The sequence below is a fragment of the Xanthomonas sp. NCPPB 3005 genome, assembly GCF_041228095.2.
GTDB classification, from domain to species: domain Bacteria; phylum Pseudomonadota; class Gammaproteobacteria; order Xanthomonadales; family Xanthomonadaceae; genus Xanthomonas_A; species Xanthomonas_A bonasiae.
Genome location: NZ_CP166096.2, coordinates 4,887,315 through 4,914,052, shown reverse-complemented (window position 1 = coordinate 4,914,052; position 26,738 = coordinate 4,887,315). Strand labels below are relative to the sequence as shown.

16 protein-coding genes are annotated in these 26,738 nt (G+C 68.7%); 9 read left to right on the top strand and 7 right to left on the bottom strand.

The window, feature by feature from the left end:
• Window positions 1-81 precede the first annotated feature (81 nt).
• From groL to AB8810_RS21215, 4 genes are all read left to right on the top strand, one after another.
• On the top strand, window positions 82-1,731 hold the full coding sequence (gene groL / locus AB8810_RS21230; protein WP_179569051.1) for a chaperonin GroEL: 1,650 nt from the start codon (window positions 82-84) through the stop codon (window positions 1,729-1,731).
• Window positions 1,732-2,299: 568 nt separating this feature from the next.
• A complete protein-coding gene (locus tag AB8810_RS21225; RefSeq protein WP_369914811.1) occupies window positions 2,300-5,191 on the top strand; it encodes a TonB-dependent receptor plug domain-containing protein in 2,892 nt (963 codons plus the stop codon).
• Between the two features lie 343 nt (window positions 5,192-5,534).
• Entirely contained in the window at window positions 5,535-6,608 is a 1,074-nt protein-coding gene (locus tag AB8810_RS21220) for a 3-deoxy-7-phosphoheptulonate synthase (protein ID WP_206230245.1), read from the top strand.
• A gap of 659 nt (window positions 6,609-7,267) precedes the next feature.
• The gene (locus AB8810_RS21215) at window positions 7,268-7,552 is read left to right on the top strand and encodes a GIY-YIG nuclease family protein (protein ID WP_179569047.1); all 285 of its coding nucleotides are present in this window, start codon (window positions 7,268-7,270) and stop codon (window positions 7,550-7,552) included.
• 359 nt (window positions 7,553-7,911) lie between these two features.
• Here AB8810_RS21215 and AB8810_RS21210 read toward each other — a convergent pair whose 3' ends face one another.
• Window positions 7,912-9,432: an acetyl-CoA hydrolase/transferase family protein gene (locus AB8810_RS21210; protein ID WP_369914810.1), complete on the bottom strand. Its 1,521-nt coding sequence runs from the start codon at window positions 9,430-9,432 to the stop codon at window positions 7,912-7,914.
• A gap of 74 nt (window positions 9,433-9,506) precedes the next feature.
• Here AB8810_RS21210 and AB8810_RS21205 point away from each other — a divergent pair, with 74 nt between their 5' ends.
• Entirely contained in the window at window positions 9,507-11,792 is a 2,286-nt protein-coding gene (locus AB8810_RS21205) for a hypothetical protein (protein WP_369914809.1), read from the top strand.
• Between the two features lie 704 nt (window positions 11,793-12,496).
• Complete coding sequence (glnE, locus tag AB8810_RS21200) at window positions 12,497-15,325, top strand: bifunctional [glutamate--ammonia ligase]-adenylyl-L-tyrosine phosphorylase/[glutamate--ammonia-ligase] adenylyltransferase (RefSeq protein ID WP_369914807.1); 2,829 nt, start codon at window positions 12,497-12,499, stop codon at window positions 15,323-15,325.
• A 90-nt stretch (window positions 15,326-15,415) separates the two neighbouring features.
• Here glnE and AB8810_RS21195 read toward each other — a convergent pair whose 3' ends face one another.
• From AB8810_RS21195 to AB8810_RS21180, 4 genes are all read right to left on the bottom strand, one after another.
• The gene (locus AB8810_RS21195; RefSeq protein ID WP_369914806.1) at window positions 15,416-15,643 is read right to left on the bottom strand and encodes a hypothetical protein; all 228 of its coding nucleotides are present in this window, start codon (window positions 15,641-15,643) and stop codon (window positions 15,416-15,418) included.
• A gap of 312 nt (window positions 15,644-15,955) precedes the next feature.
• Window positions 15,956-16,549, bottom strand: a complete 594-nt coding sequence (locus AB8810_RS21190) for a queuosine precursor transporter (RefSeq protein WP_369914805.1) — start codon at window positions 16,547-16,549, stop codon at window positions 15,956-15,958.
• 287 nt (window positions 16,550-16,836) lie between these two features.
• Window positions 16,837-17,907: a glycerophosphodiester phosphodiesterase gene (locus tag AB8810_RS21185; RefSeq protein ID WP_369916698.1), complete on the bottom strand. Its 1,071-nt coding sequence runs from the start codon at window positions 17,905-17,907 to the stop codon at window positions 16,837-16,839.
• A gap of 77 nt (window positions 17,908-17,984) precedes the next feature.
• Window positions 17,985-20,282, bottom strand: coding sequence for a TonB-dependent receptor (locus AB8810_RS21180; protein ID WP_191826289.1), 2,298 nt, complete (start codon window positions 20,280-20,282; stop codon window positions 17,985-17,987).
• Between the two features lie 655 nt (window positions 20,283-20,937).
• Here AB8810_RS21180 and AB8810_RS21175 point away from each other — a divergent pair.
• Window positions 20,938-22,824 carry a protease pro-enzyme activation domain-containing protein gene (locus AB8810_RS21175; protein ID WP_369914803.1) on the top strand — a complete coding sequence of 629 codons (1,887 nt, stop codon included), beginning with the start codon at window positions 20,938-20,940 and terminating at the stop codon, window positions 22,822-22,824.
• Between the two features lie 99 nt (window positions 22,825-22,923).
• Here AB8810_RS21175 and AB8810_RS21170 read toward each other — a convergent pair whose 3' ends face one another.
• Complete coding sequence (locus AB8810_RS21170; RefSeq protein ID WP_369914802.1) at window positions 22,924-23,895, bottom strand: mitochondrial fission ELM1 family protein; 972 nt, start codon at window positions 23,893-23,895, stop codon at window positions 22,924-22,926.
• 130 nt (window positions 23,896-24,025) lie between these two features.
• Here AB8810_RS21170 and AB8810_RS21165 point away from each other — a divergent pair, with 130 nt between their 5' ends.
• A complete protein-coding gene (locus tag AB8810_RS21165) occupies window positions 24,026-24,616 on the top strand; it encodes a malonic semialdehyde reductase (protein ID WP_206259826.1) in 591 nt (196 codons plus the stop codon).
• Between the two features lie 86 nt (window positions 24,617-24,702).
• Window positions 24,703-25,341, top strand: coding sequence for a YceI family protein (locus AB8810_RS21160; protein WP_179569027.1), 639 nt, complete (start codon window positions 24,703-24,705; stop codon window positions 25,339-25,341).
• Between the two features lie 541 nt (window positions 25,342-25,882).
• Here the strand turns inward: AB8810_RS21160 and AB8810_RS21155 are convergent.
• Window positions 25,883-26,674 carry a siderophore-interacting protein gene (locus tag AB8810_RS21155; protein WP_369914801.1) on the bottom strand — a complete coding sequence of 264 codons (792 nt, stop codon included), beginning with the start codon at window positions 26,672-26,674 and terminating at the stop codon, window positions 25,883-25,885.
• Window positions 26,675-26,738: the final 64 nt, after the last annotated feature.

The following is a 26,738-nucleotide window of genomic DNA, read 5'->3' as shown; positions in this document are numbered from 1 at the left end:
CGGTTCCCGTCCCTTCCCGATCGTGCGCTTTTGACTCCCCTATTCCCTGTTCTCCATTCCCTATTCCCGAGGTAACTCCACATGGCTGCCAAAGATATCCGTTTCGGTGAAGACGCTCGTTCGCGCATGGTGCGCGGCGTCAACATTCTCGCCAATGCCGTCAAGGCCACCCTGGGCCCGAAGGGCCGCAACGTCGTGCTCGAGAAGAGCTTCGGCGCGCCGACCATCACCAAGGACGGCGTCTCCGTCGCCAAGGAAATCGAACTGGCCGACAAGTTCGAGAACATGGGCGCGCAGATGGTGAAGGAAGTCGCGTCCAAGACCTCCGACAACGCCGGCGACGGCACCACCACCGCCACCGTGCTGGCGCAGGCGCTGATCCGCGAAGGTTCCAAGGCGGTCGCCGCCGGCATGAACCCGATGGACCTCAAGCGCGGCATCGACCAGGCCGTCAAGGCCGCCGTGGCCGAGCTGAAGAAGATCAGCAAGCCCACCGCCGACGACAAGGCGATCGCCCAGGTCGGCACCATCTCGGCCAACTCCGACGAGTCGATCGGCAACATCATCGCCGACGCGATGAAGAAGGTCGGCAAGGAAGGCGTCATCACCGTTGAAGAAGGCTCGGGCCTGGACAACGAGCTGGACGTGGTCGAGGGCATGCAGTTCGACCGCGGCTACCTGTCGCCGTACTTCATCAACAACCAGCAGAGCCAGTCGGCCGACCTGGACGACCCGTTCATCCTGCTGCACGACAAGAAGATCTCCAACGTGCGCGACCTGCTGCCCGTGCTGGAAGGCGTGGCCAAGTCGGGCAAGCCGCTGCTGATCGTGGCTGAGGAAGTCGAAGGCGAAGCGCTGGCGACCCTGGTGGTCAACACCATCCGCGGCATCGTCAAGGTCGTCGCGGTCAAGGCGCCGGGCTTCGGCGATCGTCGCAAGGCGATGCTGGAAGACATGGCCACCCTGACCGGCGGCACCGTGATCTCCGAGGAAGTGGGCCTGGCGCTGGAGAAGGCGACCATCAAGGACCTGGGCCGCGCCAAGAAGGTGCAGGTCTCCAAGGAGAACACCACCATCATCGACGGCGCTGGCGACAGCTCGGCGATCGAGTCGCGCATCAAGCAGATCAAGGCGCAGATCGAAGAGACCTCTTCGGACTACGACCGCGAGAAGCTGCAGGAGCGCGTGGCCAAGCTGGCCGGCGGCGTGGCGGTGATCAAGGTCGGCGCTTCGACCGAGATCGAGATGAAGGAAAAGAAGGCGCGCGTCGAAGACGCCCTGCACGCGACCCGTGCGGCCGTGGAAGAAGGCGTGGTCCCGGGCGGCGGTGTGGCCCTGGTGCGCGCGCTGACCGCGATCGGCGAGCTGAAGGGCGCCAACGAAGATCAGACCCACGGCATCCAGATCGCGCTGCGCGCGATGGAAGCGCCGCTGCGCGAGATCGTCACCAACGCCGGTGAAGAGCCGTCGGTGATCCTGAACCGGGTCAAGGAAGGCACCGGCAACTTCGGCTACAACGCCGCCAACGGCGAGTTCGGCGACATGGTCGAGTTCGGCATCCTGGATCCGACCAAGGTGACCCGTTCGGCGCTGCAGAACGCCGCGTCGATCGCCGGCCTGATGATCACCACCGAAGCGATGGTGGCCGAAGCGCCGAAGAAGGACGAGCCGGCCGGCGGCGCTGGCGGCATGGGCGGCGGCATGGGCGGCATGGGCGGCATGGATTTCTGATCCGCGCCGGCGCAAGCCGACCTGCAGTACGCAGTGAAAAGGAGCCCCGCAGCGATGCGGGGCTTTTTTTATGCGTTTGCGGGGCATGCACGCGCCGCGCGCATGGCCGAGTAGTCGTGGCGAATCGCGGCACGGCGGAGCGTAGGAGGCAGGGCGATTGCCCGCGGCGACGCATGCCGCACAGCACACAGCGAAGCCTCGCGCGCGGAGGGCGGTGCAAGGGTTCGCTGCGCGGCCGGTGGCGGCGCATCCCGCGCAAATCGGCGCCTCTCGCAGCGAATCGCGCATAAAGCGGCATCGTCTACAAGATCCATGTGGCGACGTGTTGACAACGTTGTCGCCGCATTGCAGGTTAGGTCCGCGAGCGCGTCAGGGGATAGGCGCGCCCGCACCGCTCGTCTTCCTTCTGCGCGCCGATGAGGCGCAACGCAGCGCGTGCCATCGCACGCGTGCGGCTGCGCTGTGGGCAACGACACGAGGCTCCTCGTGTGGTCGCGGGACGGAGACGCGCATCGTCGCCGCCGTCGTCCGTCGGCGTTCCACGCCAGCCCGCAGCAGGGAGATCCGCATGCCTCGTCACCCCTTCACCACTCTCGCGCTCGGCATCGTGCTGGCGTTGCATGGCGCGCCCGACGCGCTGGCGCAGGACGCCACCGACGATGCCGCGCCCAAGGCCGCCGCCACCGACCTGGGCCAGGTCGTGGTCACCGGATCGCGGATCAAGCGCTCGGAGGTGGAGGGCGCCGAACCGGTGGTGGTGATCAGCGCGCAGCAGATCCAGCAGGAAGGTTTCCTCACCGTGTACGACGTGCTCAACACGTTGAACCAGCAGGGCAGCGTCGAGGCCGATACCAAATACGGCTCGCACACGCCCAACGCCTCGCCGGTGAGCCTGCGCGACCTCGGCCCGGGCCGCACCCTGTTGCTGGTCAATGGCCACCGCGTCGCCGATTACCCGCAGCCGTATGCGGGCGAGAGCAACTTCGCCAACTACAGCAGCATCCCGTCGGCGGCGGTGGAGCGGATCGAGATCCTTACCGGCGGCGCCTCGGCGATCTACGGTTCCGATGCGGTGGCCGGCGTGATCAACGTGATCCTGAAGAAGGGCTACGAGGGCAACCAGGTGCGGCTGCGCGGCGGCACCGCCACCGAAGGCGGCCGTGACGTGTTCGACCTGTCCTGGGTCGGCGGCACCAGCGGCGACAGGTGGAACCTGACCTATGCGCTGCAGTGGACGCGGCGCGATCCGCTGTCGGTCGGCGAACGCCCGAAGATGGACGACCAGGACGACGAGTCCTACAGCAACTGGACCGCGCAGGCGCGCAAGTACGGCTTCAATTCCTACACCGGCCTGACCCTGCTCGACGCCGACACCAATCAGCGCCTGGCGCCGCCCAGCGGCACCTGCGCGCGCTTCGGCGGCCAGTTCGTCGATTCGCAGCGGCTCAGCTACGACTACAACAGCAGCACCCTCACCAACCTCGGCGGCTATTGCGGCATGGCCCACGACTACGCCGACTGGCTTGCGGCCAGCGGTGGCGACAGCGGCTCGGCCTATCTGTACGGCACCTTCGATTTCGACAACGGCATGCAGGCCTGGAGCACGCTGTCGGTGAACAAGAGCATCGGTTACTGGACCTACGATCCGCCCTACGTCTATCTGGGCCCGTTCCACGACACCGGCACCGACCGCAACCTGTACGCGATCCGCCAGCTGACCCGCTACGAATCCGGCGGCTGGAAGAACCTGGCCAACACCACCAAGGAACTGTCCTGGGATCTGAGCGCCGGCCTCAAGGGCACGCTGGCCGACCGCTTCGACTGGGAAGTCGCGCTCGGCCGCGCGCGCTACACCACCGACGAATACGTGCGTACCGTGGACACGCAGAAGGCCACCGACTACTTCCTCGGTGCGCAACTGGGCAGCACCGCCGACGGCACGCCGATCTACGACCTCAACGAGGAGCGCTGGTACCAGCCGCTCAGCGGCGCGCAGTACAACGACCTGGCGGTGAAGGCGCACAACCAGGCCGATTCGTGGGTCAACCAGGCCAGCGCCAACATCACCGGCGAACTGTTCCAGGGCTGGGCCGGGCCGATCAAGTTCGCCGCGGTCGGCGAGGTCGCCAAACAAGGCTACCGGCTCGATCCGGATCCGTGCGCCAACACCTGCTATCCGCTGGACGTGGTCGACTACGGCGGCGGCGAGCGCCTGCGCTATTCCGGCGGCATCGAGTTCGACGTGCCGCTGCTGTCCTCGCTCAACGCCAGCCTGGCCGCGCGCCACGACCGCTACGGCGACTACAAGTCCTACAACAGCGACCTGGGCTCGGCGATCGGCAAGCAGAGCGACACCACCTGGAGCGCCGGCCTGGAGTGGCGTCCGCTGAGCACGCTGCTGCTGCGCGGCAGCCTCGCCACCAGCTTCCGCGCCCCGGACATGCACTACGTGCTCGGCGAACCCAGCTCCACCCAGCAGACCGTGATCGACCAGTACCGCTGCATCCAGCAGGGCTACTACCTGACCGGCGGCTGCAGCGCCGAGAACGCCGACGTCTACTACCTGATGCAGGTCAACCGCCGCGGCACCCCGGACCTGGAATCGGAACACGGGCGCTCGGCCACCGCCGGTTTCGTGTGGGACATCGCCGACGGCCTGTCGCTGACCGTCGATTACTACAAGATCCGCCTGCAGGACATGATCAAGGACCTCAACCGCGACGAGATCCTGACCGCCGAAGCGGGCTGCCGCACCGGCCTCACCACTGCCGGCGGGGTGTGGGTCAACCCGGGCGGCGCCGAATACTGCGCGCGCATCGTCTCGCGGGTGACGCGCGACGCCGCCGGCCGCGTCGTCGATATCGAGCAGGGGCCGATCAACATCGCGCAGATGCAGGTCTCCGGCGTCGATGCCTCGCTGAAGTACCGGGTGAGCACCGCGCGTTGGGGCAACTTCAGTTTCGGCCTGGACTACAACAACCTGATCAGCTACCGCGAGCAGACCTACCGCACCGACGCCTACAAGAACCTGCGCGACCAGAAGATCCGCAGCAAGCTGCGCGGCAGCGTGCACTGGGAGAACGGCGGTCCGCTGGACCTGACCGTCTACGCCAAGCGCTTCGGCTCCACCCAGGCGGTGAACTGGGGCACCTGCACGCGCTTCGACGACGGCTACCAGCCGAGTCCCTCCGACGAATGCCGGGTCACCGACAGCGCCAACCCGCACTTCGGCGACAGCACCAGCCGCTACTTCGGCCGCGTCGGCCCGGCGGTGTACTGGAACCTCACTGCCGGCTACCGCATCACTCCGAAGATGAAGGTGAACCTGTACGTCAACAACGTGCTCAACACCACCGGCTACGACAACAAGGAACGCTACTACGGCTACCAGTTCTACAACACCACGCTGTACGACGCGATCGGGCGCGAGGTGGCGGCGGAGTATGTGTTCGATTTCTGAGGGCCGTGAGTGGGGAATGGGGAATCGGGAATGGAGCCTTACCGCCATTTTCGCCGTGCGGGCTTTGCCCATTCCCCATTCTCGTTTCCCCATTCCCGGCGCCACAGTTGCATCAGCAACTGTGGCGCCGCCAAAAATCCTGTGCTATCAATGCATCCCATGAACGCCAACCGCAGCTTTTATTTTTGGTACTACGGTTTTCCGATGCCGCTGGCGGAGGAAGGAGTGCGTTCACCCTGAAGGAAACTTCAGCCGCATCCCCGAAAGCCGCCAGCGAACCTGGCGGCTTTTTTCATGCCGCCGGACCTGGTCCCCCACCCAGAACCCGACCGAGAGATTCCCCATGGCTCCCCATACCGACGATCTGCGCATCCGCAAGATCGAACCGCTGACCCCGCCCGCCCACCTGCTGTCGCTGCTGCCCTGCGACGAAGAGGCCTCGCAGACCGTGGCCGCCTCGCGCGCGGCGCTGCACGAGATCCTGCACGGCCGCGACGACCGCCTGGCGGTGGTGATCGGCCCGTGCTCGATCCACGATCCGGTGGCGGCGATGGAGTACGCGCAGCGCCTGCGCCCGCTGCGCGACACCTACGGCGATGCGCTGGAGATCGTGATGCGGGTGTATTTCGAGAAGCCGCGCACCACGGTCGGCTGGAAGGGCCTGATCAACGACCCCAATCTCGACGGCAGCTTCGACATCAACAAGGGCCTGCGCCTGGCGCGCGGCCTGCTGCGCGACATCAACCGCCTCGGCCTGCCGGCCGGCGTGGAATTCCTCGACATCATCTCGCCGCAGTACATCGCCGACCTGGTGGCCTGGGGCGCGATCGGCGCGCGCACCACCGAAAGCCAGGTGCACCGCGAACTGGCCTCGGGCCTGTCGTGCCCGGTCGGGTTCAAGAACGGCACCAGCGGCGACGTCAAGATCGCGGTGGATGCGGTCGGCGCGGCCTCGCATCCGCACCATTTCCTGGCGGTGACCAAGGACGGGCAGACCGCGGTCGCCACCACCACCGGCAATCCCGACTGCCACGTGATCCTGCGCGGCGGCAAGCTGCCCAACTACGACGCGGCCAGCGTCGCCGCCGCCGGCCAGGTGCTGGAGAAGGCCGGATTGCCCGCACGGCTGATGGTCGATGCCAGCCATGCCAACAGCGGCAAGAACCCGGACAACCAGCCGAAGGTGATCGAGGACATCGCCGCGCAGTTGGAGGCCGGGCAGACCCGCATCGTCGGCGCCATGGTGGAGAGCCACCTGGTCGGCGGCCGCCAGGAACTGGTGGAAGGCCAATCGCTGGTCTATGGGCAGAGCATCACCGACGGCTGCATCGATTGGGACAGCTCGGTGCAGGTGCTGGAGCGCTTGGCGCAGGCGGTGCGCGCGCGGCGCCAGGCGCGGTTGTCGCAGGCGGCCTGAGCGGCGCGGCGGAGCGGCAGGCATCGGGCCAGGAGCCCGATGCGTGTCGCCCGACAGATTCGCCGCTATCACGATGCCCGCCGTGGCCAGTCTGTAGGAGCGGCTTCAGCCGCGACGAGCGAAGCCGCGATCGCTCCAGCTCCGGTGACAGCAGGGGTGGAAGCCTCTTCCGCAGCGCGTGTAGCAGGGGGCGCACGTCTTTGTAGGCGGCTTCAGCTGCGCCATGCCGGCGTCGTCCAGCAAAAGGCTGGGTGCGCTTCCGATCCGGTGCGGGCACGGGTCATCGAAGCGGTGTTGATCTGGTGGCGGATTGCAGGCAACGCCCAGGGTGTCCGTTGCATGGCGCCCAAAAAGACCCGGCCGTGCCGTCGAATCCAAAGGGAGAGAGCCTCTTCATCGACGGCATCCGGCCGGTGGTGAATTTATGCGCCCGTGCCGTGGCTGCGGTTTGCCGGCGTGTGCCAGCGGCTGGCAAGGTGTTCGGGTTGCGTTAAAGCCGGTTTCGGGACGGTTCAGCGCCGCGACGCGGTCGCGATGATCGGCATCGGATGAGTCGGATCAGATCGGATGGGCAGAGGCATGCCCTGAGGTCGAGCGCATAGGGCAATGCAGCGCTCGCGAACGGTGGCGCAAATCGCGCGCTGGCCGATAATGCGTGCATGGCCGACTCCCCGCCCTGGTTCCTGTATCTGCTCGAATGCCGCAACGGCAGCTACTACGCGGGCATCACCCTCGACCTCGAGGCGCGCTACCGGGCGCATCTGCGCGGCACCGGCGCCAAGTACACCCGCGCCAACCCGCCGCTGCGGCTGCTGGCCAGCCGCGCCTATCCGGACCGCGCCGCCGCCTCGCGCGCCGAATACGCGCTCAAGCAACTGCCGCGCGCGCGCAAACTGGCGTTCCTGAGCGAGCCTGAAGGGGTTTCCCTGTCAATTGACGCGTAACGGAGGCTGCGAAGGTTTCGGCCTCGATCGCGTCTGCGACCGGCCAGCATCGCCGCTTCGTTCGTCGCGACTGAAGTCGCTCCTACAGGAGCTTGCGGCGAACCTGCTGGGTGCACTGTGGGAGGGGCTTCAGCCCCGACTCTTTCCGAAGCGGGCGAGCCCCGCCGCGTCGCTTGTCGCGGCTGAAGCCGCTCCTACAGGGACTGCGGCTTGCTTGCTGGGTGCACTGTAGGAGGGGCTTCAGCCCCGACCGATCACCGAAACGGTCGCAGTCCGGGCTTCGCTTGTCGCGGCTGAAGCCGCTCCTACAAAAGCACGCCGGAGCCGCGGCGATGGCACTGCGTAGCGCGCTGGATGGGTCAACTCGCCGCGTGCATCGTCCCGGTCTCCAACCAGCGCTGATGCCAGGACAGTGCTTCGGGCAGAAGGTGCGGGGTGTGCTTGCCGTAGCTGTCGCGCAGCGCGCGGTCGAAATAATCCTCCAACTGCGCGCGGTAGCTCGGGTCCACGCAGTGGTCGATCAGTTGCCGCGCGCGGTGCCGTGGCGGCAGGCCGCGCAGGTCGGCCAGGCCGTGTTCGGTGACGATGATGGAGACGTCGTGCTCGGTGTGGTCCACGTGGCTGACCATCGGCACGATCGCCGAGATGCTGCCGTGCTTGGCGGTGCTGGGGCTGAGGAAGATCGACAGGAAGCCGTTGCGGGCGAAGTCGCCGGAGCCGCCGATGCCGTTCATGATGCGGCTGCCCATCACGTGGGTGGAGTTGACGTTGCCGTACAGGTCGGCCTCGATCATGCCGTTCATGCCGATGCAGCCCAGCCGCCGCACCAGTTCCGGATGATTGGAGATCTCCTGCGTGCGCAGGATGATGCGTTCGCGGTAGAAATCGATGTTGCGCTTGAACTCCTCGTTCGCCTCCGGGCTCAGCGCGAACCCGGTGCACGAGGCCACTTTCAGCACGCCGCTGCGCAGCAGGTCGAGCATGCCGTCCTGGATCACTTCGGTGAAGGCGCTCAGGTCGCGGAAGCCGCTGCTGGCCAGGCCGGCCAGCACCGCGTTGGGGATGTTGCCCACGCCCGACTGCAGCGGTAGCAGGTTGGCCGGCAGCCGGCCCTTGCTTACTTCGTGCTTGAGGAAGTCGATCAGGTGCGCGGCGATGCGCTCGCTGGTGGCGTCGGCCGGGGTGAACGGGCTGTTGCGGTCCGGGCCGTGGGTGCGCACCACCGCCACGATCTTGTCCGGATCGCAGCGCAGCGACGGTTCGCCGATGCGGTCGTCGGCGTGCAGCAGCGGGATCGGCTTGCGCTGCGGCGGCAGCGCGGTGCCGTAGTACACGTCGTGCATGCCGTCGATGCCGGCCGGCTGCCAGTCGTTGACCTCGACGATCACCTTCTTGGCCAGGTCCAGCCAGGTCTTGTTGTTGCCGATCGAGGTGGACGGGATCAGGCTGCCGTCTTCGCGGATGCCGGCCACTTCCACCACCGCGGTGTCGATCTCGCCATAGAAGCCGAACCACACGTGCTGGGCGACATGGCTGAGGTGGATGTCGATGTAGTCCAGGGTGCCGGCATTGATGCGCTGGCGCGCGTCCGGGTCGGTCTGGAACGGCATGCGCAGGGCGATGCCGTCGGCCTTGGCCAGCGCGCCGTCCAGTTCCGGCGCGGTGGAGGCGCCGGTCATCAGGCGGATCTTGAACGCCTGACCCTGCAGGTGCGCGGCCTCGATCCGCTGCGCCAGCGCGATCGGCACCGCCTTCGGGTAGCCCGAGCCGGTGAAGCCGCTCATCGCCACCGTCTCGCCGGGCTGGATCAGTGCGGCGGCGGCCTCGGCGGTGACGATGCGCTCGCGCAGGCGCGGGTGGAGGATGCGTTCGGCGGACATGGGGCAACCGTGCAGGGAAGGGAGACCCCGATTATCGCGGATCGCGCCCGGAGTGGGTTTGCGGCGATGGTGCAATGGCGCGCCGCGGTCCGGCTTTCACGCGCCTCACGCCGCGCCGCGGCGATAGTGCCCCGGTGCCGCCCTTCGCCCGCCTCTCGCCGAATGCCGCCCTCGAACGCTACCGGCGCTTGCCGCGCCCGTGGCGCCTGCTGCTGCGCGCGCTGCTGATCGCCTATCTGCTGTACCTGCTGCTGGGCAACGTGTTCCTCAACACGCCGCTGTTCGACATGGCGACCAACGGCAAGCCGGAAAAATTCCGCATGCAGACCGGTCCGGCGCTGACCGTGCTGCCGGGCTTCGTCACCGCGTGGGACGTGCGCATGCGCGGGCATGTGCAGCGCAGCGTCTGGGTCCTGCGCGCGGATCGCGCCAGCGCGCGCATCGCGCTGTTGCCGCTGCTGCACCGCGAGGTGCGGTTGCCATGGATGGAGGCGGTGAACGTGATCGGCGAGATCGACCGCGTCGCCGACGCCATCCCGCCGCCGCCGCAGAGCGACCAGGGCTGGACCCTGCGTTTCGACGCGATCCACAGCGGCACGCTGCGCCGGGCACGCATCGGCGAACTGGCGATCGAAGGCAAGGGCCACGGCACGGTGGGGTTCCTCAAACAACTCAAGGGCGGGCCGTCGGAACTGTTCCCGTCGCAGATCGTGTTCGACGACGCCAGCGTGCGCTACGGCAAGCGCCAGATCGCCGACCAGGCGCATCTGGACGCGCGCTTCTCGTTCCCGCGCCACTACCGCGCGCAGGCGCCGGGCCTGCGCAAGCTCGGCATCGCCGACCTGGCGCTGCAGCTGCACGGGCGCAGCGTGGCATTGCGGATCGACACCGCCGGGACCCACACGCGCTTGAGCACCGAGCCTGGGCTCGGCCATGTGGATGCGAACCTGCGCATGCGGCGCGGCGAACTGCAGCCGGGCAGCAAGCTCACCTGGCGGGTGCCGCTGCACGCCGGCGTCGGCGCCACCGACCGCGGCGTGCTGGCGCTGCTGCTCGATGTCGATCGCGACATCCGGTTGCGCGCGCGCCTGCCCGGGCAGGTCGATCCGCGCAGCATGCTCGATGCCGATGTGCGCATCGCCGGGCGCAGTGTGCCGTTCGCCGAGCCGGCGGCGCTGTTGCCGCGCGTGTCCGGCACGGTGCAAGGGCGCTGGCATTTCGAATCGCTGAACTGGATCAGCGACCTGCTGGTACGCAAGCCGTGGTTCCGGCTCGACGGCGGCGGCGACGTGTCCGCCGATCTGCGCCTGGCGCACGGCGCGCTGCAGCCGGGCAGCCGCCTCGACGTGCCCGACGTGCAGGCCGTGGCCGATGTGCTGCGGCTGCGCATCCGTGGCCAGGCGCAGGCGGTCGGACGCATCGTCGGCACCGCCGCGCAGCCGCGCACCCAGGTCGACGTGCGCATGCGCACCTTCGCGCTGGCGCCGCTGGCCGAACCCAAGGCGATCTTCGTGCAAGGCGAGAACCTGCGCCTGGACCTGGAGGGCGACGGCGCGCTGGCGACGCTGAAGGAATCGTTGCAGGCGCGCATGCGCTTCGACGATGCGCGCGTGCCCGACCTGCGCGCCTACAACCGCTACCTGCCGGCATCGCAGGTGCGCGTGCTCGGCGGCAGCGGATCGCTCAGCGGCGACCTGCACCTGGACGCGGCCGGGCAGGTGGGCGAAGGCAACGTGCGCGTGCGCGGCCGCCAGGCGCGGCTGCAGGCGGCCGGACTGGCGCTGGCGGGCGACCTGGATCTCGATGCGCGGCTGCGGCGCGCGGAACTGCAGGGCAAGCGCTTCGACCTGAGCGGCAGCACGCTGCGCCTGCAGGGCGTGCGCTACGGCGACGGCGCCAAGCAGCGCGACTGGTGGGCCACGCTGCGCGTGCCGCAGGGACGCATCGCCGCAACGCCGGCCACGCAGGCCGATGCGCAGGTGCAGATCCAGATGCGCGATGCCGGTCCGGTGCTGGCGGTGTTCGCGCAGCGCAGCGATGCGCCGGCCTGGCTGCTCAAGCTGGTCGACGCCGGGCAACTGGATGCGAGCGGCCAGCTGCGCTGGCGCAAGGACGCGCTGTGGCTGGATCGCTTGCAGGCGGAAAACCAGCGCGTGTCGCTGCGTGCGCGCCTGCGCGTCGGCGATGCCGGCACCCAGGGCGAGCTGTATGCGCGCTGGGGCGTGCTCGGCGTCGGCGTGGCGCTGCGCGGCGAACAGCGGCAATGGCATCTGCTCGGCGCGCGCGAATGGTACGAGCGGCAACCGGCGTGGTTATCGGACACGCTGCCCGCTCCAGCCCCGACGCCGTCGGCGCCCTGACCCGGCATAAGCCGTGATCCTCTTCGTGCATGGTCGTCATCGCGTCGCCAGATGCACCGCCGACGAGAGACGGTAGGAGCGGCTTCAGCCGCGACGAACGAAGCGATACACCTTCATGACTCCAGCCTCTGTCAGGCCGAAGCACTTCCACAGTGCACCTAGTAACGTCACGGCACGTCCCTGTGGGAGCGACTTCAGTCGCGACGAACGAAGCGATGGACCTTTCCAACTCCAGGCCACTGTCGGGACTGAAGCCCCTCCTGCAGTGCACCCAGCAGCCTTGCCGCAAACCCCTTTGCCGACTTCAGTTACGACCGATCGCCAGATCGCCCACGGCGCGTTCGCAGTAGCAACGCCCCCGTGAAGACAGGGCGTCGCCGCATACTGCATCGCAGCAGAATGTACCGCCCGGTTTCATTTTGCAGTGCAGCGTGCAATGTGCGAATAAAGCGCCCAAGATCAACCTGCATCCCGACGTGGGGGAGGGAGCAAGGCCCGCTGGCAGTTCGCTGCAAGCGGGCTTTTTTTTGCCTGGAGTTCGGACAGCGCATGGTGCCATGCGGCCGTTCTGCCAGCGCCAACCCCAGCGATTGAACGCAGGCAGCACAGCGCAGCGCCGTTCCTGCCGGCGGCCTGGCCGCAAACGTCGTCCGGGCGACATGCGGCCTCTGTCTGCCGACGCGCCGGAATGCCAGAATCGACCGATGCCCGCCTCCTCCCCGCTTGTCCCCGACACCGTGCAACCCGTGCTCGACCGCAACCTGGCGCGCTTGCGCCAGGCCGTCGGCGCGCGACCCTGGCCCGATCGCCCGGGCTTCGACGCCGACCTGCAGCGTGCGGTGCTCGCCAGCGAGTTCCTGCTCGATACGCTGTGCCGGCAACAGACCCTGCTCGAGCATCTGGCGCAGCCCGATCCGCCACCGTTGCCGGTGCCGCAGCTGGATCCGGCGCAGCCGGCGGCGTGGCCGGCGCAGCTGCGCCGCTATCGCGCGGCGGCCTCGGCGCGGCTGGTGTGGCGCGACGTGCTGGGCCTGGACGACGTCGATGCGACCCTGGCCGGCAGCACCCAGTTGGCCGAGACCTGCCTGGGCATCGCGCTGCAGGCGCTGGAAGGCGAATTCGCCACGCGCCACGGCGTGGTCCGTGCCGCCGACGGCAGCGCGCAGCGGCTGGTGGTGTTCGGCCTGGGCAAGCTCGGCGGCGGCGAACTGAACTTCTCCTCGGACGTGGACCTGGTCTACGCCTATCCGCAGGGTGGCGAATCCGATGGTGCGCGTGCGCTCGCCGCCGAGGAATATTTCGCGCGCCTCGGCCAGCGCCTGGCGCGGCTGCTGGACGAGACCACCGCCGACGGCTTCTCGCACCGGGTGGACCTGCGCCTGCGTCCGTTCGGCACTGCCGGGCGGGTGGCGCTGTCGTTCGCCGGCATGGACCACTACTTCCAGCGCGAGGGCCGCGACTGGGAGCGCTACGCATGGCTGAAGGCGCGCGCGGTGGCCGGCGATATCGCCGCCGGCGAGGACTGGCTGCAGACATTGCGCCCGTTCGTATACCGGCGCTACCTCGACTTCACCGCGCTCGACGGGCTGCGCGAGATGAAGGCGGCGATCACCGCCGAAGTCGCGCGGCACGATCGTCTCGACGACATCAAGCGCGGTCCCGGCGGCATCCGCGAGATCGAATTCCTGGTGCAGTCGCTGCAGCTGATCCGCGGCGGCCGCGAGCCGGCGCTGCGCGAGCGCCGCCTGTTGCCGGCGCTGCAGGCGCTGGTCGCCGGCGGCCAGGTCGCGGCCGCGGATGGAGCGGCGCTGGCCCACGCGTACCGCTTCCTGCGCCAGGTCGAAAACCGCCTGCAGATGCTGCGCGACGCGCAGACCCATGCGCTGCCGGAAGACGCGCTGGACCGCGCGCGCATCGCGCTCGGTCTCGGCTACGCCGACTGGACGCAGCTGTATGCCGCGTTGCAGGTGCAGCGCGACTGCGTCGCCGCCGAATTCGCCGAGTTGCTGGCGCCGCGCGTGCAGGCCGTGGCGCCGGATGCGCTGGCCAGTTACTGGCGCGGCCTGCCGGACGAAGCCGGCACGCAGGTGCTGGCCGCCGCCGGCTTCGCCGATGCCGAGGGCGCCGACCAGGCGCTGCGTGGCTTCGTACAGTCGCTGGGCGTGCGCACGCTGTCGGATGCGGCACGCGCGCGGCTGGACCGGGTGCTGCCGGCGTTGCTGCACGCCGCGGCGCGCTCGCCGCAGGCCGATGCCGCGCTGCACCGGGTGCTCGGCCTGCTGCAGGCGATCCTGCGCCGCGCCAGCTATCTGGCCTTGCTCGACGAACAGCCCAGCGCGCTGGCGCGGCTAGTCGATGTGCTCGCGCGCAGCGCGTTCCTGTCCGAACGGCTGGTCGCGTATCCGTTGCTGCTCGACGAACTGCTCGACAGCCGCGTCGCCGGGCCGATGCCGGACCGGGTGGCGATGCAGCGGCTGTGCGACAGCGCGGTCGCTGCGGCCGGCGACGATCCGGAAGCCGCCCTGCGCGGCCTCAACGAAGCGCGCCAGGCGCTGAGTTTCCGCATCGCCCTGGCCGCGCTGGACCGGCGCCAGCCGGCGGTGCACAGCGCCCGCCAGCTCGCGGAACTGGCCGAAGGCGTGGTGCTGACCGTGCTGCGCCTGGCCCGTGCCGAACTGGTCGCGGCCCACGGCGAAGTGCCCGGCGGCAGTTTCGCGATCGTCGGCTACGGCAGCCTCGGCGGCATCGAACTGGGCATCGGCTCGGACCTGGACCTGGTGTTCCTGTACGACCATGCCGCCGGCGCGGAAGCCTCCAGCGGACCGCGTCCGCTGGAGAGCGGGCGCTGGTTCGCGCGGCTGGCGCAGAAAGTGATCGCATTGCTCGGCGCGGTCACCGGCGGCGGCCGCCTGTACGACATCGACGTGCGCCTGCGCCCGGACGGCGGCAAGGGCGCGCTGGTGTCGTCGCTGGCCAGCTATACCGAGTACCAGCGCGAGCGCGCCTGGACCTGGGAGCACCAGGCGCTGGTGCGTGCGCGTGGCGTCGCCGGCGATGCCGTGTTGCTGCAACGCTTCGAGCAGGTGCGAGAACAGACCCTGGCGCGTTCGCGCGACGCGGCCCAGCTCCGCGAGGAAGTGTTGAAGATGCGCGCACGCATGCGCGCCGAACTGGATCGCAGCGATGCCGCGCGCTTCGACCTGAAGCAGGGCGCCGGCGGCCTGGTCGATCTGGAATTCCTGCTGCAGGCCGGGGTGCTGCTCGGCGCCGCGCAGCATCCCGAGCTGACCGTGCCGCGCGCTACGCCGGCGCTGATCGACGCATTGGTGGCCAGCGCATGGTGCGATGCGCCGACCGCCGTCGCGTTGCACGAGGCGCACGCGACGCTGGTCGACGCCGGCCTGGCCTGCACGCTGGACCGACGCCCACGGCTGACCGCAATTACCCCCGCGATCGAGCACGCGCGCGCGGCGATCGCCGCTGCGGCGCAGGCCAAGGGACTGGCATTCGAGCCGGGGCGCAGCGGCCGATAGCGCGGCGGGCCAGCCGACGGTCCGCCGGATCCGCCCGGCCTGCCCGGACGTGGATGGCAGGCCCCTGCGGCGAACATGGGGGCGTGCCCGTCATCTGGGGTTGATTCGCTTTTTGAGCCAGAGCGCCCTGATGAGCATGAGCACAAGCAAAAGAAAGCCGGAGAGTCCTTGCAGCAATTCCGGCCAGCCGGGGCCGAGCTCGCATGCGGCCGCAAATTTTTGCCAAAGAACGTCTGCGCAAAGCGCATTCAACAGTGAGGCGAGCAATAACGGAAGAAGCAGTGGATCGCGGAGCATGCGGCTGTAGTTCGATGTCATCTGTCTTCGCTTCCTTTCGTTTTTGAGGTGGCCGATGCGCGTCCGGGTCGCGGCGCCGTCGATGCGTCGCGGGGAAGCATTCGAGGCGTGTTTTGGATCCGAGTCACGTGCGCGACCGCATGTGGCAGCCTTGTTCGATCCGTCGCACCGGCTCGGCGACGATGTTGCCGACGTCGGCCTGGCGTGGCGAGTGTCGCCGGGTCGGTGCATTGGCGCTTGCGTGTCTGCGTGTCTGCGCGTCGCCAGGCCGGGACGTTGCGCAAACGTGGGGGGCTGTTTCCATGGCGGCGGCCAAGCGGATCGCGGTTCGCCCTAACGCTGCGGCGCGCGCGTGGCCGATGCATCGGCGGCGGTCGACGGCGCCGTCCGCCACAGCAGCGCGCGGAACGGCGCCAGCAGGAACACGCCGATGCCCAGCTTCACCGCCAGGTCGCCGGCGGCCCAGCTGACCCACGGCAGCGCCGAGCCGGCGAAGGCGACCGACCAGAAGATCGTCGTGTCCAGCGTCGCGCTGCAGGTGGTGGCGACGATCGGCGCGCGCCACCAGCGGCCGCGGCGCAGGCGGTCGAACACGGCGATGTCCAGCAGCTGCGCGGCGATGAACGCCAGGCACGAGGCGGCGGCGATGCGCGGGGTGGCGATCCAGATCGACAGCAGCACCGCCAGCGCGAAGCCGCACCAGGCCACGCGCCGCGCCGCGCGCGGGCCGAAGCGGCGATTGATCAGGTTGCTGACCAGGAACGCCACTGGATAGCTGAAGGCGCCCCAGGTCAGCCAGTCGTTGATCGGGAACTGCACCAGCACGTTCGACAGCAGCACGACGGCGCCCATCGCCAGCACCGCCAGCAGCAGGGCGCGCGGGGTCAATGCGGCGAACGCGGGCGATGGCGGGGAGGGGGGATGCATGGGCGGTTGCGCTGCGGGTGAGGCGAAGCGGCGCATTATCGCGATGCGGCGGCGTTGCGGCCAGCGCGGCATGCCGGCGGACCGCGGGTGCTCCCTGTAGGAGCGGCTTCAGCCGCGACCGGGCTTCACCAGTAGGATCCGGTCGCGGTTGAAGCCGCTCCTACAAGGGAGAAGTTCGCCGCTCTTTTGTGGGAGCGACTTCAGTCGCGACGGGCTTTCCCGGTAATGCCCGTCGCGACTGAAGTCGCTCCCACAGGGAGCCAGCCGCCGAGGAAGTGCCCTCGGCGCTAGCGCGACACCGCCGTCCCATCCACCGCCGCGCGGCCCAGCGCCGGGTCGTCGGTGAAGAAGGCATCCACGCCCGCGGCAATGAACGCGCGCATCTCGGCGATGCTGCCGGCGGCATTCACCGCGGCCGGACCGCGCGCATCCTGCAGGTGCTTGGGCAGGAAATAGTTCTCCGGACGGAACGTGTACGGCACCACCTGCAGCCCAGCCGCATGCGCATCGGCGACGAAGGCGGTAGGCGCGGCCAGCGCGCCGTCGGCATCGACCGGGATGATGGTGCGCAGGTTGGGGCTGACCAGTTGCGCGTACCTGGCAACTTCGCGCAGGCCCTGCGCGCTGCCCATCTGCGCATAGGTCGGGCCATCGCGCAGCTGGTCGCCCGGGCGGTCCTTCGGATCGCCCAGCAACTGCACCAGGCGCACATTCGGATGGTCCTTGCCGAGCTTGCGGTGCAGGGACTGCAGGTTGCCGATCTCGAACGACTGCACGATCACCGGCGCGCTGCGCGTGTAGGCATGCGCGTCCAGCGTGGCCAGCACCTTGTCCTCCATCGCCAGGCCCAGCGACTGGAAATAGGTGCCGTGCTTGATTTCCGGGATCAGCCCGATCGGGCGCCCGCGCGCGGCCGATTCGGCCGCGGCGAAATCGATGATCTCGTCGAAGGTGAGCAACTGGAACTGCCCGTCGAAGGCGGTGCCGCGCAGTTGCGGCAGGCGCTCGCGCGCGCGCAGCGTCTTCAGCTCGGCCAGGGTGAAGTCTTCGGTGAACCAGCCCTCCACCTGCTGCCCGTCGATGGTCTTGCGTGTCTTGCGCGCGGCGAACTCCGGATGCGCGGCGACGTCGGTGGTGGCGCCGATCTCGTTCTCGTGGCGCGCCACCAGTGCGCCATCCTTGGTCGACACCAGGTCCGGCTCGATGAAGTCGGCGCCGTCGGCGATGGCCTTCGCATACGACGCCAGCGTGTGCTCGGGGCGCAGCGCGCTGGCGCCGCGGTGGCCGATCACCAGCGGCTTGTGCGTACCCGCAACCGCGACCGTTTCGGCCGCGGCGGTCAGCGACGACAGCGCCATCGAACATCCCAGCATCCAGACCATGGGTTTCATCATCGCATGCGCTCGGCGGCCAGGTGGGGGCAGGATGCGCGCGTTCAGAAGCGCGCGTCCAGGGTCAGGAACACCTGCCGCGGCGCGCTGGCATGGAACGCCAGCGACCGCCCGTTCGGATCGCTGTTGCTGAAGGCGGTGAGGTTGGAGGCATAGCGCTTGTCGGTGAGGTTGGTCACGTTGAGCGACAGCTTCAGGTCCTGCAGGAACGACACCGCGCCGAAGTCGTAGCCGGTGCCGGCGTCGAATGCGGTGTAGCCGCCGAAACCCTGGTCGTTGGTGTAGGTGTAGTAGCGCTGGCCGGTGTACTTGCCGCGCAGATTCGCGTTCCAGCCGTTGTAGTTCCAGCTGATCTCGCTGGTGACCATGCGCTTGGGCGTATCCACCGTGTACTTGCCGGCGGTGGGGATGGTCACGCCGTTCTGCACGTAGTTGTCGTCGTAGGTGGAACGGTTGATCGAGGCCGAGTTGTACCACTGCAGGTGCGCGGTCGGCTTCCAGATGAAGGTCAGCTCGCCGCCGCGGCTGCTGACCGAGCCGACGTTGAAGAAGCGCGTGGTGCACGCCGGCGTGGTGCCCTGCTGGATGCTCGGGCAGGGGTTGAGCGAGAGCAGGCGGTTGTCGAAGGTCACGTCGTAGCCGACCAGCGAGGCTTCGAACTGGTCGCGCACCAGGCGGTAGCCGGCCTCGAAGGTCTTGGACTTCTCCGGTTCCAGCGCGCCGACGCTGGCGTCGAACGAGGCCTGTGTCACCAGCAGCGGGCCGCCGGCGCCGCCGCCCTGGAACGCGGCGATGTTCTCGGCATAGGAGGCGAACACTTCCTGGCCTTCGGCCAGGCGATAGCTCACGCCCACCTGCGGCAGCAGCGCTTCGCTGGCCTTGAGCGTGCCGTTGGCCACCGGCGATTCCACCGCGATCCCCGGCGTCTCGCGCGCGGTCATCGTGGTGTGCGGGCTCTTCGCGCCCACGTCCAGGGTCAGGCGCTCGTCGAGCAGCTTGAAGGTGCCCTGCACATAGGCCTGCTTGGTGGTGATCGTGTAGTCCTGCGAGAACAGCCGGCGGTCCGGGCCGCTGAGGAACAGGTCGTCGTCGATCGGGCCGTCGATCCAGTAGAAGTTGCGCTCCACGTGGTGCTTGTTGCGCTCGTACCACACGCCGGCTTCCAGGTGGTGCGGGCCCAGGTCCCAGCCCAGCGAGGCGATGCCGCCGGTGCGGTTGATGGTGTAGTTGGTGCTGCGGATCGAGATCGGCAGCGCCTGCGGCGTGCCCGGATTCGACGCCTGGCCCGGCGACCACCAGTGGCCCTGGCCTTCGTTCTCGTGGTGGTAGACCTGGGTGTGCACGCTCACCGTGTCGGACGGCTGGAAGTCGCCGGCCAGGTAATACAGGTCGTCGTTTCGCAGTGCGCGGCTCTGGTAGTACGCGTCGTCGATGTTGTCCACGCCGCCGCTGTAGGCGCAGCGGCTGGCGTCGCGGGTGGCCGGCGCGCAGTAGGCCGCGGCCAGCGCGCGCTGCCAGTCCGGCGCGTACAGGTTCCAGTCCCAGCCCAGGCCGCGGTGCAGGCCGCTCTTGGACAGGTAGGCGTAGTCGGCCTGCGAGGTGCGCGAGGTATCGACGAAGGCGGTGATCTTGCCGCTTTCGAACTGGTACACGCCCTTGCCGTTGAACTGGGCGGTGCTGGTCGGCGATTTCGGGTCGGCCCACATGTCGGCGCTGGCGTAGACGCCGGACAGGTATGCCGAGAAGCCGTTGTGCTCGCCGGTGTCCAGGCGCAGGTAGGTGCGGCGGTTCTGGTCCGAGCCGACCGTCTGCGACAGGCGCACGCCGGTTTCAGTGGACGGATCGTCCGAGAAGTACTGCACGGTGCCGCCGAGGTTGCTGGTGGACGCGGTGCCCAGGCTGCCGATGCCCGAAGCCAGTTCCACGCCGCCGAAGTTCTCGGCGATCAGCGCGCGGCTGATGTTCAAGCCGTTGTAGTTGCCGTAGGCGTTGTCGCCCAGCGGCAGGCCGTCGAGCGTATAGCCCAGGCGCGTGCCGTTGAAGCCGCGCAGGCTCACCGTCTGCGATTCCTCGTTGGCGCCGAACGCGTCGTTGGATTGCACGTTGACGCCGGGAATGCGGTTGAGCAGCTTCTGGATGCTGGTGCCCGGCGGCAGCACCGCCACGTCCTGGCGGGCGATGCGCTGCACCTGGCGGGTCTCGCCCTGGCCGATCACCGAGACCGTATCGAGTTGGCGGGCGTCGGTCGCCGCGCTGTCGGCCGGCGCGTCTGCCGCGTGCGCCGCCAGCGGCGACAGCAACGTGGCGAGGATCGCGGCGCTCAGCAAGTGATGGGTAGGCATGCGTGGGGGATTCGCTAAGGAGGTCCGGCGAAGATGCGACAACGAGATTTCAGAACCGCGTCATGCGTGTTGCGGTTGTCATGCAATGCCGACACAGGCGACACATTTGCCGAGTCGTCTGCCGTGGTCCGGCGTCGCTTCCATGAAACTAAACGGACGCAAAACAGCGAGTGCGATCGTTCGCGAGCCGCGGTGCGTGCGCCTCCGTTTTCCGACGAAAAACACGCATCGCCCGCACATTTTTTTCGAAGGCATACAGGCGCTTCGATGCTGCCGATGAAACATTGCCGATGCATTTCTTTCCAGGATCGCAAATGCGGTGCGCCGTCAAAGTTTCGACGCGTGGCTTCATCAATGATTGCGGCCACCTCCTCGTTTGGTCTTCGCGCGTGACAGTTCCGAAACAGGTATCGGATGGCTGGACGGCATCGCCGCCAGCAGGCCCGTTGCACACGCGAATGCGGCGCGCATTCGCTGGGGAGCCTTCACCGCACCTGCGTGCGGCCGTGGTGGCCGTCCAGATGCCGTAGTCGATCGCGAGTGGCTGTTGGCGCGCAGCGGCCGCTGCGCGTATGCGGGTGTTTCGTTCCCACGCGACGCCGCCTGCACCTGTTTGCGGGCGACGCCTTATCGTTCCATCCACGGAGAGAGATGCATGATCGATCGTATTCGCCGCCAGCCGCTGCTGGCCGCCGCGTTGTCCGGGTGCGCGCTCGTGTTCGGCAGTGCCCATGCCGCGCAGGACGCCACGGATGCCACGCTCGCCGCGATGTCCGCCACCTTGCGCAGCGCGCCCGTCAGCTTCGACGTGCACCTGCCGTTGCGCGACCAGGCCGGCCTGGACGCCTTGCTGGCGGACATCCAGGATCCGGTGTCGCCGCAGTACCACCATTGGCTGTCGCGCGCTGAGTTCGAGCGTCGCTTCACACCGTTGCCTGCGCAGGTCGACCGCGTGCGCGCGGCCCTGCAGGCCGCGCACATGACGGTCACCCAGCAGGGCGCGAGCCTGCACGTGAGCGCCAGCGCCGACAACGTCGAGCGCCTGTTCTCCGCACCGCTGGCAGTGGATCTGCCCGAAGGCGGGCATGCCAGGCTCGCCGCCGCCGGCACCCTGCAACTGCCGGCCGCGCTGCGCGACAGCGGCGCCGTGGTCACCGGCCTGACCGGCGGCCTGCCGCTGCACCACGTCCATTCGCAGCGGCTGCGGCAGGTCGATCCGGCCAATCGCAATGGCCGCCTCGGCGTCTACGCGTACAACGATCTCAAGCAGGCCTACGGCTACCCGTCCTACCAGAGCATGATCGGCCCGCCGGGCCAGCAGCGCCGCCTCGACGGCACCGGCACCACGATCGCGGTCCTGATCTCCAGCGACGTGCTGGATTCGGACGTGGACGCGCTGTTCAACGAAGAGAAATTCAGCCGCTATGGCGCCGGTCACGTCAATCCGAAACTGTACGCACGCCGTTACGTGGCCGGCGCCAAGCCGGGCATCAACGAGGAGGGCGGGGCCGGAGGCGAAGCGGCGCTGGACGTGCAGATGGCGCTGGCCGGCGCGCCGGGCGCGCATGTGCTGCTGTACGTGATTCCCGACTTGACCGACGCATCGCTCGCCGCGGGCTACCGGCAGATCGTGCAGGACAACGAGGCGGACGTGGTCACCTCCTCGTTCGGCGCCTGCGAGCTGTACTACACCAAGGCGTACAACGGCGGCCAGGATGCCACGGCGAGTTTCCGCACGATGGATGCGATCTTCAAGCAGGGCAACGCGCAAGGCATCACCTTCATCGCCTCCAGCGGCGACAACGCCGGCGTCGCCTGCGCGGATACGCACTATGCGGTCGACGGCCAGAACGGCAACTTCGTCGCCGGCGTCGAGCATCCCGCGGCCGATGCGTATGTGACCGCGGTCGGCGGCGGCAATCTGTCCACCAACTATCAGAAGGGATCGGCGGATTCCAGCTACCGCTCCGAGAGCGCCTTCGCCGATCCGCTGCTCACCCAGGATTACTACGGCGTGGGCGCGCTGCTGGCCGGTGGCTACTGGGGCGCCGGCGGCGGGGTGAGCACCCTGTTCCAGCGCCCGGCCTATCAGCTGCGCGCGCTGGGCGGCACCCGCACGTCGATGCGCGCGCTGCCGGATATCGGCATGCTGGTCGGCGGTTGCCCCGACACCGCGAAACAGCCGTGCCGCGAAGGCAGGGGGCTGTATGCCAGTTCGGTGCTGTCGGTGTACAAGGGCGAGTTCTATTCGACGATCGGCACCAGCGTCGCCGCGCCCGAGTTCGCAGGCGTGGCCGCGCTGCTGGTGGAGAAGCAGGGGCGCCAGGGCAATCTCAACGATTACCTGTACCGGCTGGCGGCCAACTACCCGCAGGCGTTCCATCGCGATATCCCGGGCAACAATGGCGTCGTCGACAACGACGTGCCGCTCAAGGGCAAGTACAACTACACGGCCGGCCTGGGGACGCCGATCGTGCGCGCCCTGATCGGTGCGCTGGATGCCGCTCCGGCCGGCGCGCCGCGCTCGCCCAGCAATCCCTGACCGGACGGCAACGCAACGGCGGGGCCGCAGGTGCGCCAATGCTGGCGCGCCTGCGGCCCGATTGCGTCAGCGCCGGCATTGCGCGCCGACGGGATCGTTTCAATCGAGCTGCAGGCGCTCGCGGATGCGCATGGCGATGCGTGCGGTTTCGCGCAGCGGTTCGATCATGCCCGCATCGGCGCCATGCCCGTCCGGTGCATCGGCGAGGCGGCCGCGCGCGCGCAGCGCGGCATGGAAGTCGCGTGCGCGACCGCGCGCCGACGTCGGCATCGCCACCGTCACCGGCACCCGCGTGGCGCAGGCTTCCGACAGCAGGTTCACCGAATCGGGCGTGCACACGATGCGCTCGGCCCAGCCCAGCAGGCCGGCATAGGGGTTCGCGCCGTCGTCTTCGCCGCACCAGACCACGCCCGGCACACCGGTGAACGCGTTGCGCAGCGCGGCGGCCACTGCCGGCGGCGTGCGTCGCGAGGTGCTGGCGAGCACGCTGCCGCCGCTGTCGCGCAGTTGCGTCGCCAAGTGTGCGAACACCGACGCCGCCGCCTCCGCCGTCCACGGCGCCAGCGCGGCGGGGCCGCCGACCAGCACCGCGGTGCGCGGCGACGGCAGCGCGCCGAAGTGCGGGAACGCCGCGCGCGCGGCGGCCAGCCAGGCATCGTCGATCGGATGCAGGCTGCCGAGCAGGGTGAGCACGTTGTCGCCGCGCAGGCGATCGTGTTCGGGCACCACCACCACGTCCCAGTGCCGCGGCGACAGGCGCGGATCCAGCACCTGCACCACGGCGCCGCCGCGCGCGCGCAGCAGCCGCGTCGCCAGCGCCGCCTGGCGGCCGCAGCCGATCGCCAGCGCCGGCGGTTGCCGCAGCAACGCGGCGAAGGCGGGACCATAGGCCTGCGCGGCGCCGGGCAGCCGCCGCGGCGCCAGCCAGCGCCAGGGCATGTGCGGTTGCAGCACCAACGCCGGGGCGGGCAGCATTGCGGCCCCAGCCAGCGCCGCGGCGAGCGCTTCCGCCTGGCGTGCGTTGCCGGCGCGGCCGTCGCTAATCGCCCAGGGCGCGCCCGATCGTTTCACGTTTGGTAGTAATCCGTTGCATTGCGGCTGGGTGTTGCGGCTATCGTGCCACTCTACACTGGCCGCCTTGCGCCGAAACCGCCCACCACTGGGGCATCGGCCTTCCCCCGACGACAAAAGGTACTTCCGCATGTCCGACGTTCTGCACGATGCCGCCCTGGATCAACTGTTCCGTACCGCCCGCACCCAGAATGCCTTCCGCGATACGCCCGTCGGCGAAGACACCCTGCGCGCCCTGTACGAGTTGCTGAAGTGGGGCCCGACCGCGGCCAACGGCAGCCCGGCGCGGTTCGTGTTCGTGACCTCGGCCGCGGGCAAGGAGAAGCTCAAGCCGGCGCTGTCCGAAGGCAACCTGGCCAAGACCCTGGCCGCGCCGGTGACGGTCATCGTCGCCCACGACGAGGACTTCCACGAGAAGCTGCCGTACCTGTTCCCGCACGCCGACGCCAAGAGCTGGTTCGACGGCCCGCGCGAAGGACGCCGCGAGTCGGCGTTCCGCAACGGCACGCTGCAGGGCGCCTACCTGATCCTGGCCGCGCGTTCGCTGGGCCTGGATGCCGGCCCGATGTCCGGCTTCGACAACGCCAAGGTCGATGCGGCCTTCTTCGCCGGCACCGCGATCAAGTCCAATTTCCTGGTCAACCTGGGCTACGGCGATCCCGCCGGTCTGTTCCCGCGCCTGCCGCGGCTGAGTTTCGACGAGGCGGCACGCATCGAGTAAGCCGGCTCGTTCCGCTGCACCCTCACACCGCTGTGCCTGCGCTTGCCGCAGTTTCCCAACCACCGATTTCTCCAGGAGCTCCGCCCATGAACAAGACCCGCACCCTGCTGCTTCCGCTCGCCCTGGCGCTGGCCGTCGTCGTCGCCCAGCCCGTCAGCACCGCCTTCGCCGCGCCGGCCGCCGCGGCCGCCACCGCGATCAAGGGCACCACCGGCACCTACAAGCTCGACCCGTCGCACACCGACGTGCTGGTGCAGTGGAGCCACTTCGGCTTCTCCAACCCCAGCGCGCACTTCGGCGACGTCGACGGCACCCTGGTCTACAACGCCGAGAACGTGGGCAAGTCCAGCGTCCAGGTGACCCTGCCGCTGTCGGGCCTCAACAGCTTCACCGCCAAGTTCGACGAGCACCTGAAGAGCGGCGACTTCTTCGACGCCGCCAAGTTCCCGACCGCCACCTTCAAGAGCACCAAGGTCGCCGCCGCCGGCACCAACAAGCTGAGCGTGACGGGCGATCTGACCATCAAGGGCATCACCAAGCCGGTAGTGCTGGCGGTGACGCTCAACGGTGCCGGTCCGCACCCGATGAAGAAGGTGCCGGCGCTGGGCTTCGATGCCAGCACCACGATCAAGCGCAGCGACTTCGGCCTGGGCGCGTACGTGCCGAACGTCAGCGACGAGGTCAAGATCCGCATCACCACCGAGGCGCTGCAGGACGCGAAGTAAGCCTGCGTGTTGCGCTGATGGCGGCGGCCTGAACCAGGCTGCCGCTTTCGATGAAAACGCCCACCGCTTGGTGGGCGTTTTCGTTTGCGCTGGCGCGGATGGAGATGCCGGCGGCCGCTGGCGGGATTCTGCGGCGATGCGCAGCCGTGGGCGTTGTCGGTTGGCTGCAGTCGGGACTGAAGTCCCTCCCACAAGGGGTCATGCCTTTTCGTGGGGGGGCATGCCTTTGTGGGTAGGAACCATGCCTTTTATGGGAAGCAGTCATGCTCTTTTGTGGGAGGGAGTCATGCTCTTTTGTGGGAGGGACTTCAGTCCCGGCGCATGACACCGCGGCCTCCGCACCGCCCAGCCCTTGTGTAGGAGCGGCTTCAGCCGCGACAGGAGAAGGAAACGTTCGGATCGATCGAACCAAAGAAGCGTCGCGGCCGAAGCCGCTCCTACCGTGTCCGGCCAGCAATCATGTTCTCTGTGGAAGGGACTTCAATCCCGACGCACGAAAACCACCCGCATCCACATCGATCGAGCGCGCAAGCGCACAGGCCTACGCCTCGTCCTCGCGCCCGGACTTCCAATATCCCGTCGCCCGGATCCACTCCTTCGGCACGTTGAGCCGGCCTTCGACGAACTTGCGCATCATCCGCGCGCGTGCCGATTCGCAGGCGATCCAGTAGAACGCGTCGCCGTCCGGCACGTCGAAATCGCGCAGCGCGTCTTCCAGCAACTGGCTGCTCAGCACGGGCACGCCATTGCGTTCCAGCCAGGTGATGCGCACCTGCGCGCGCGACGGCAACGCCTGCCGGTCGGCGAAGCCGGGGATCTCGATCAGCGCCTCCACCTGCGCGCCGGCCGGCAACTCCTCCAGCCAGCGGCCGATCGCCGGCAGCGCGGTCTCGTCGCCGATCAGCACGTAGGTGTCGTAGTCGTCGGCGGCCACGAACGAGCCGCGCGGGCCGCCGACCACCAACGGGTCGCCCGGGTTGGCCCGCGCCGCCCAGCGGCAGGCCGGGCCGTCGCCGTGCAGCACGAAATCCAGGGTCAGTTCCTGCGTCGCGGCGTCGTAGTGGCGCGGGGTGTAGTCGCGCGCCGGCGAGGGCGCGGCGTCGGCCGGGTAGACCGGGCCGCTGTCGGTCATCGTCGGCAGCACGAATGCGCCGTCGGCGTTGGGGAAGAACAGCTTGACGTGATCGTCGGGTCCGGCGCTGACGAAGCCGTCCAGCGCCGGGCCGCCGACCACGATGCGGCGCATGTGCGGGGTCAGCGGTTGGGTACGCAGCACCTGCAGGTGGCGGATCCGCAGCGGATGGCGCAGCAGGCGGTTTTCATGGGTGTTCATGCGAAAAGGTCCTTGGGGAAAGGGGGAGCGGCGCGTTGCGCCTGCGCAGAAGAAGGAGGGGTGG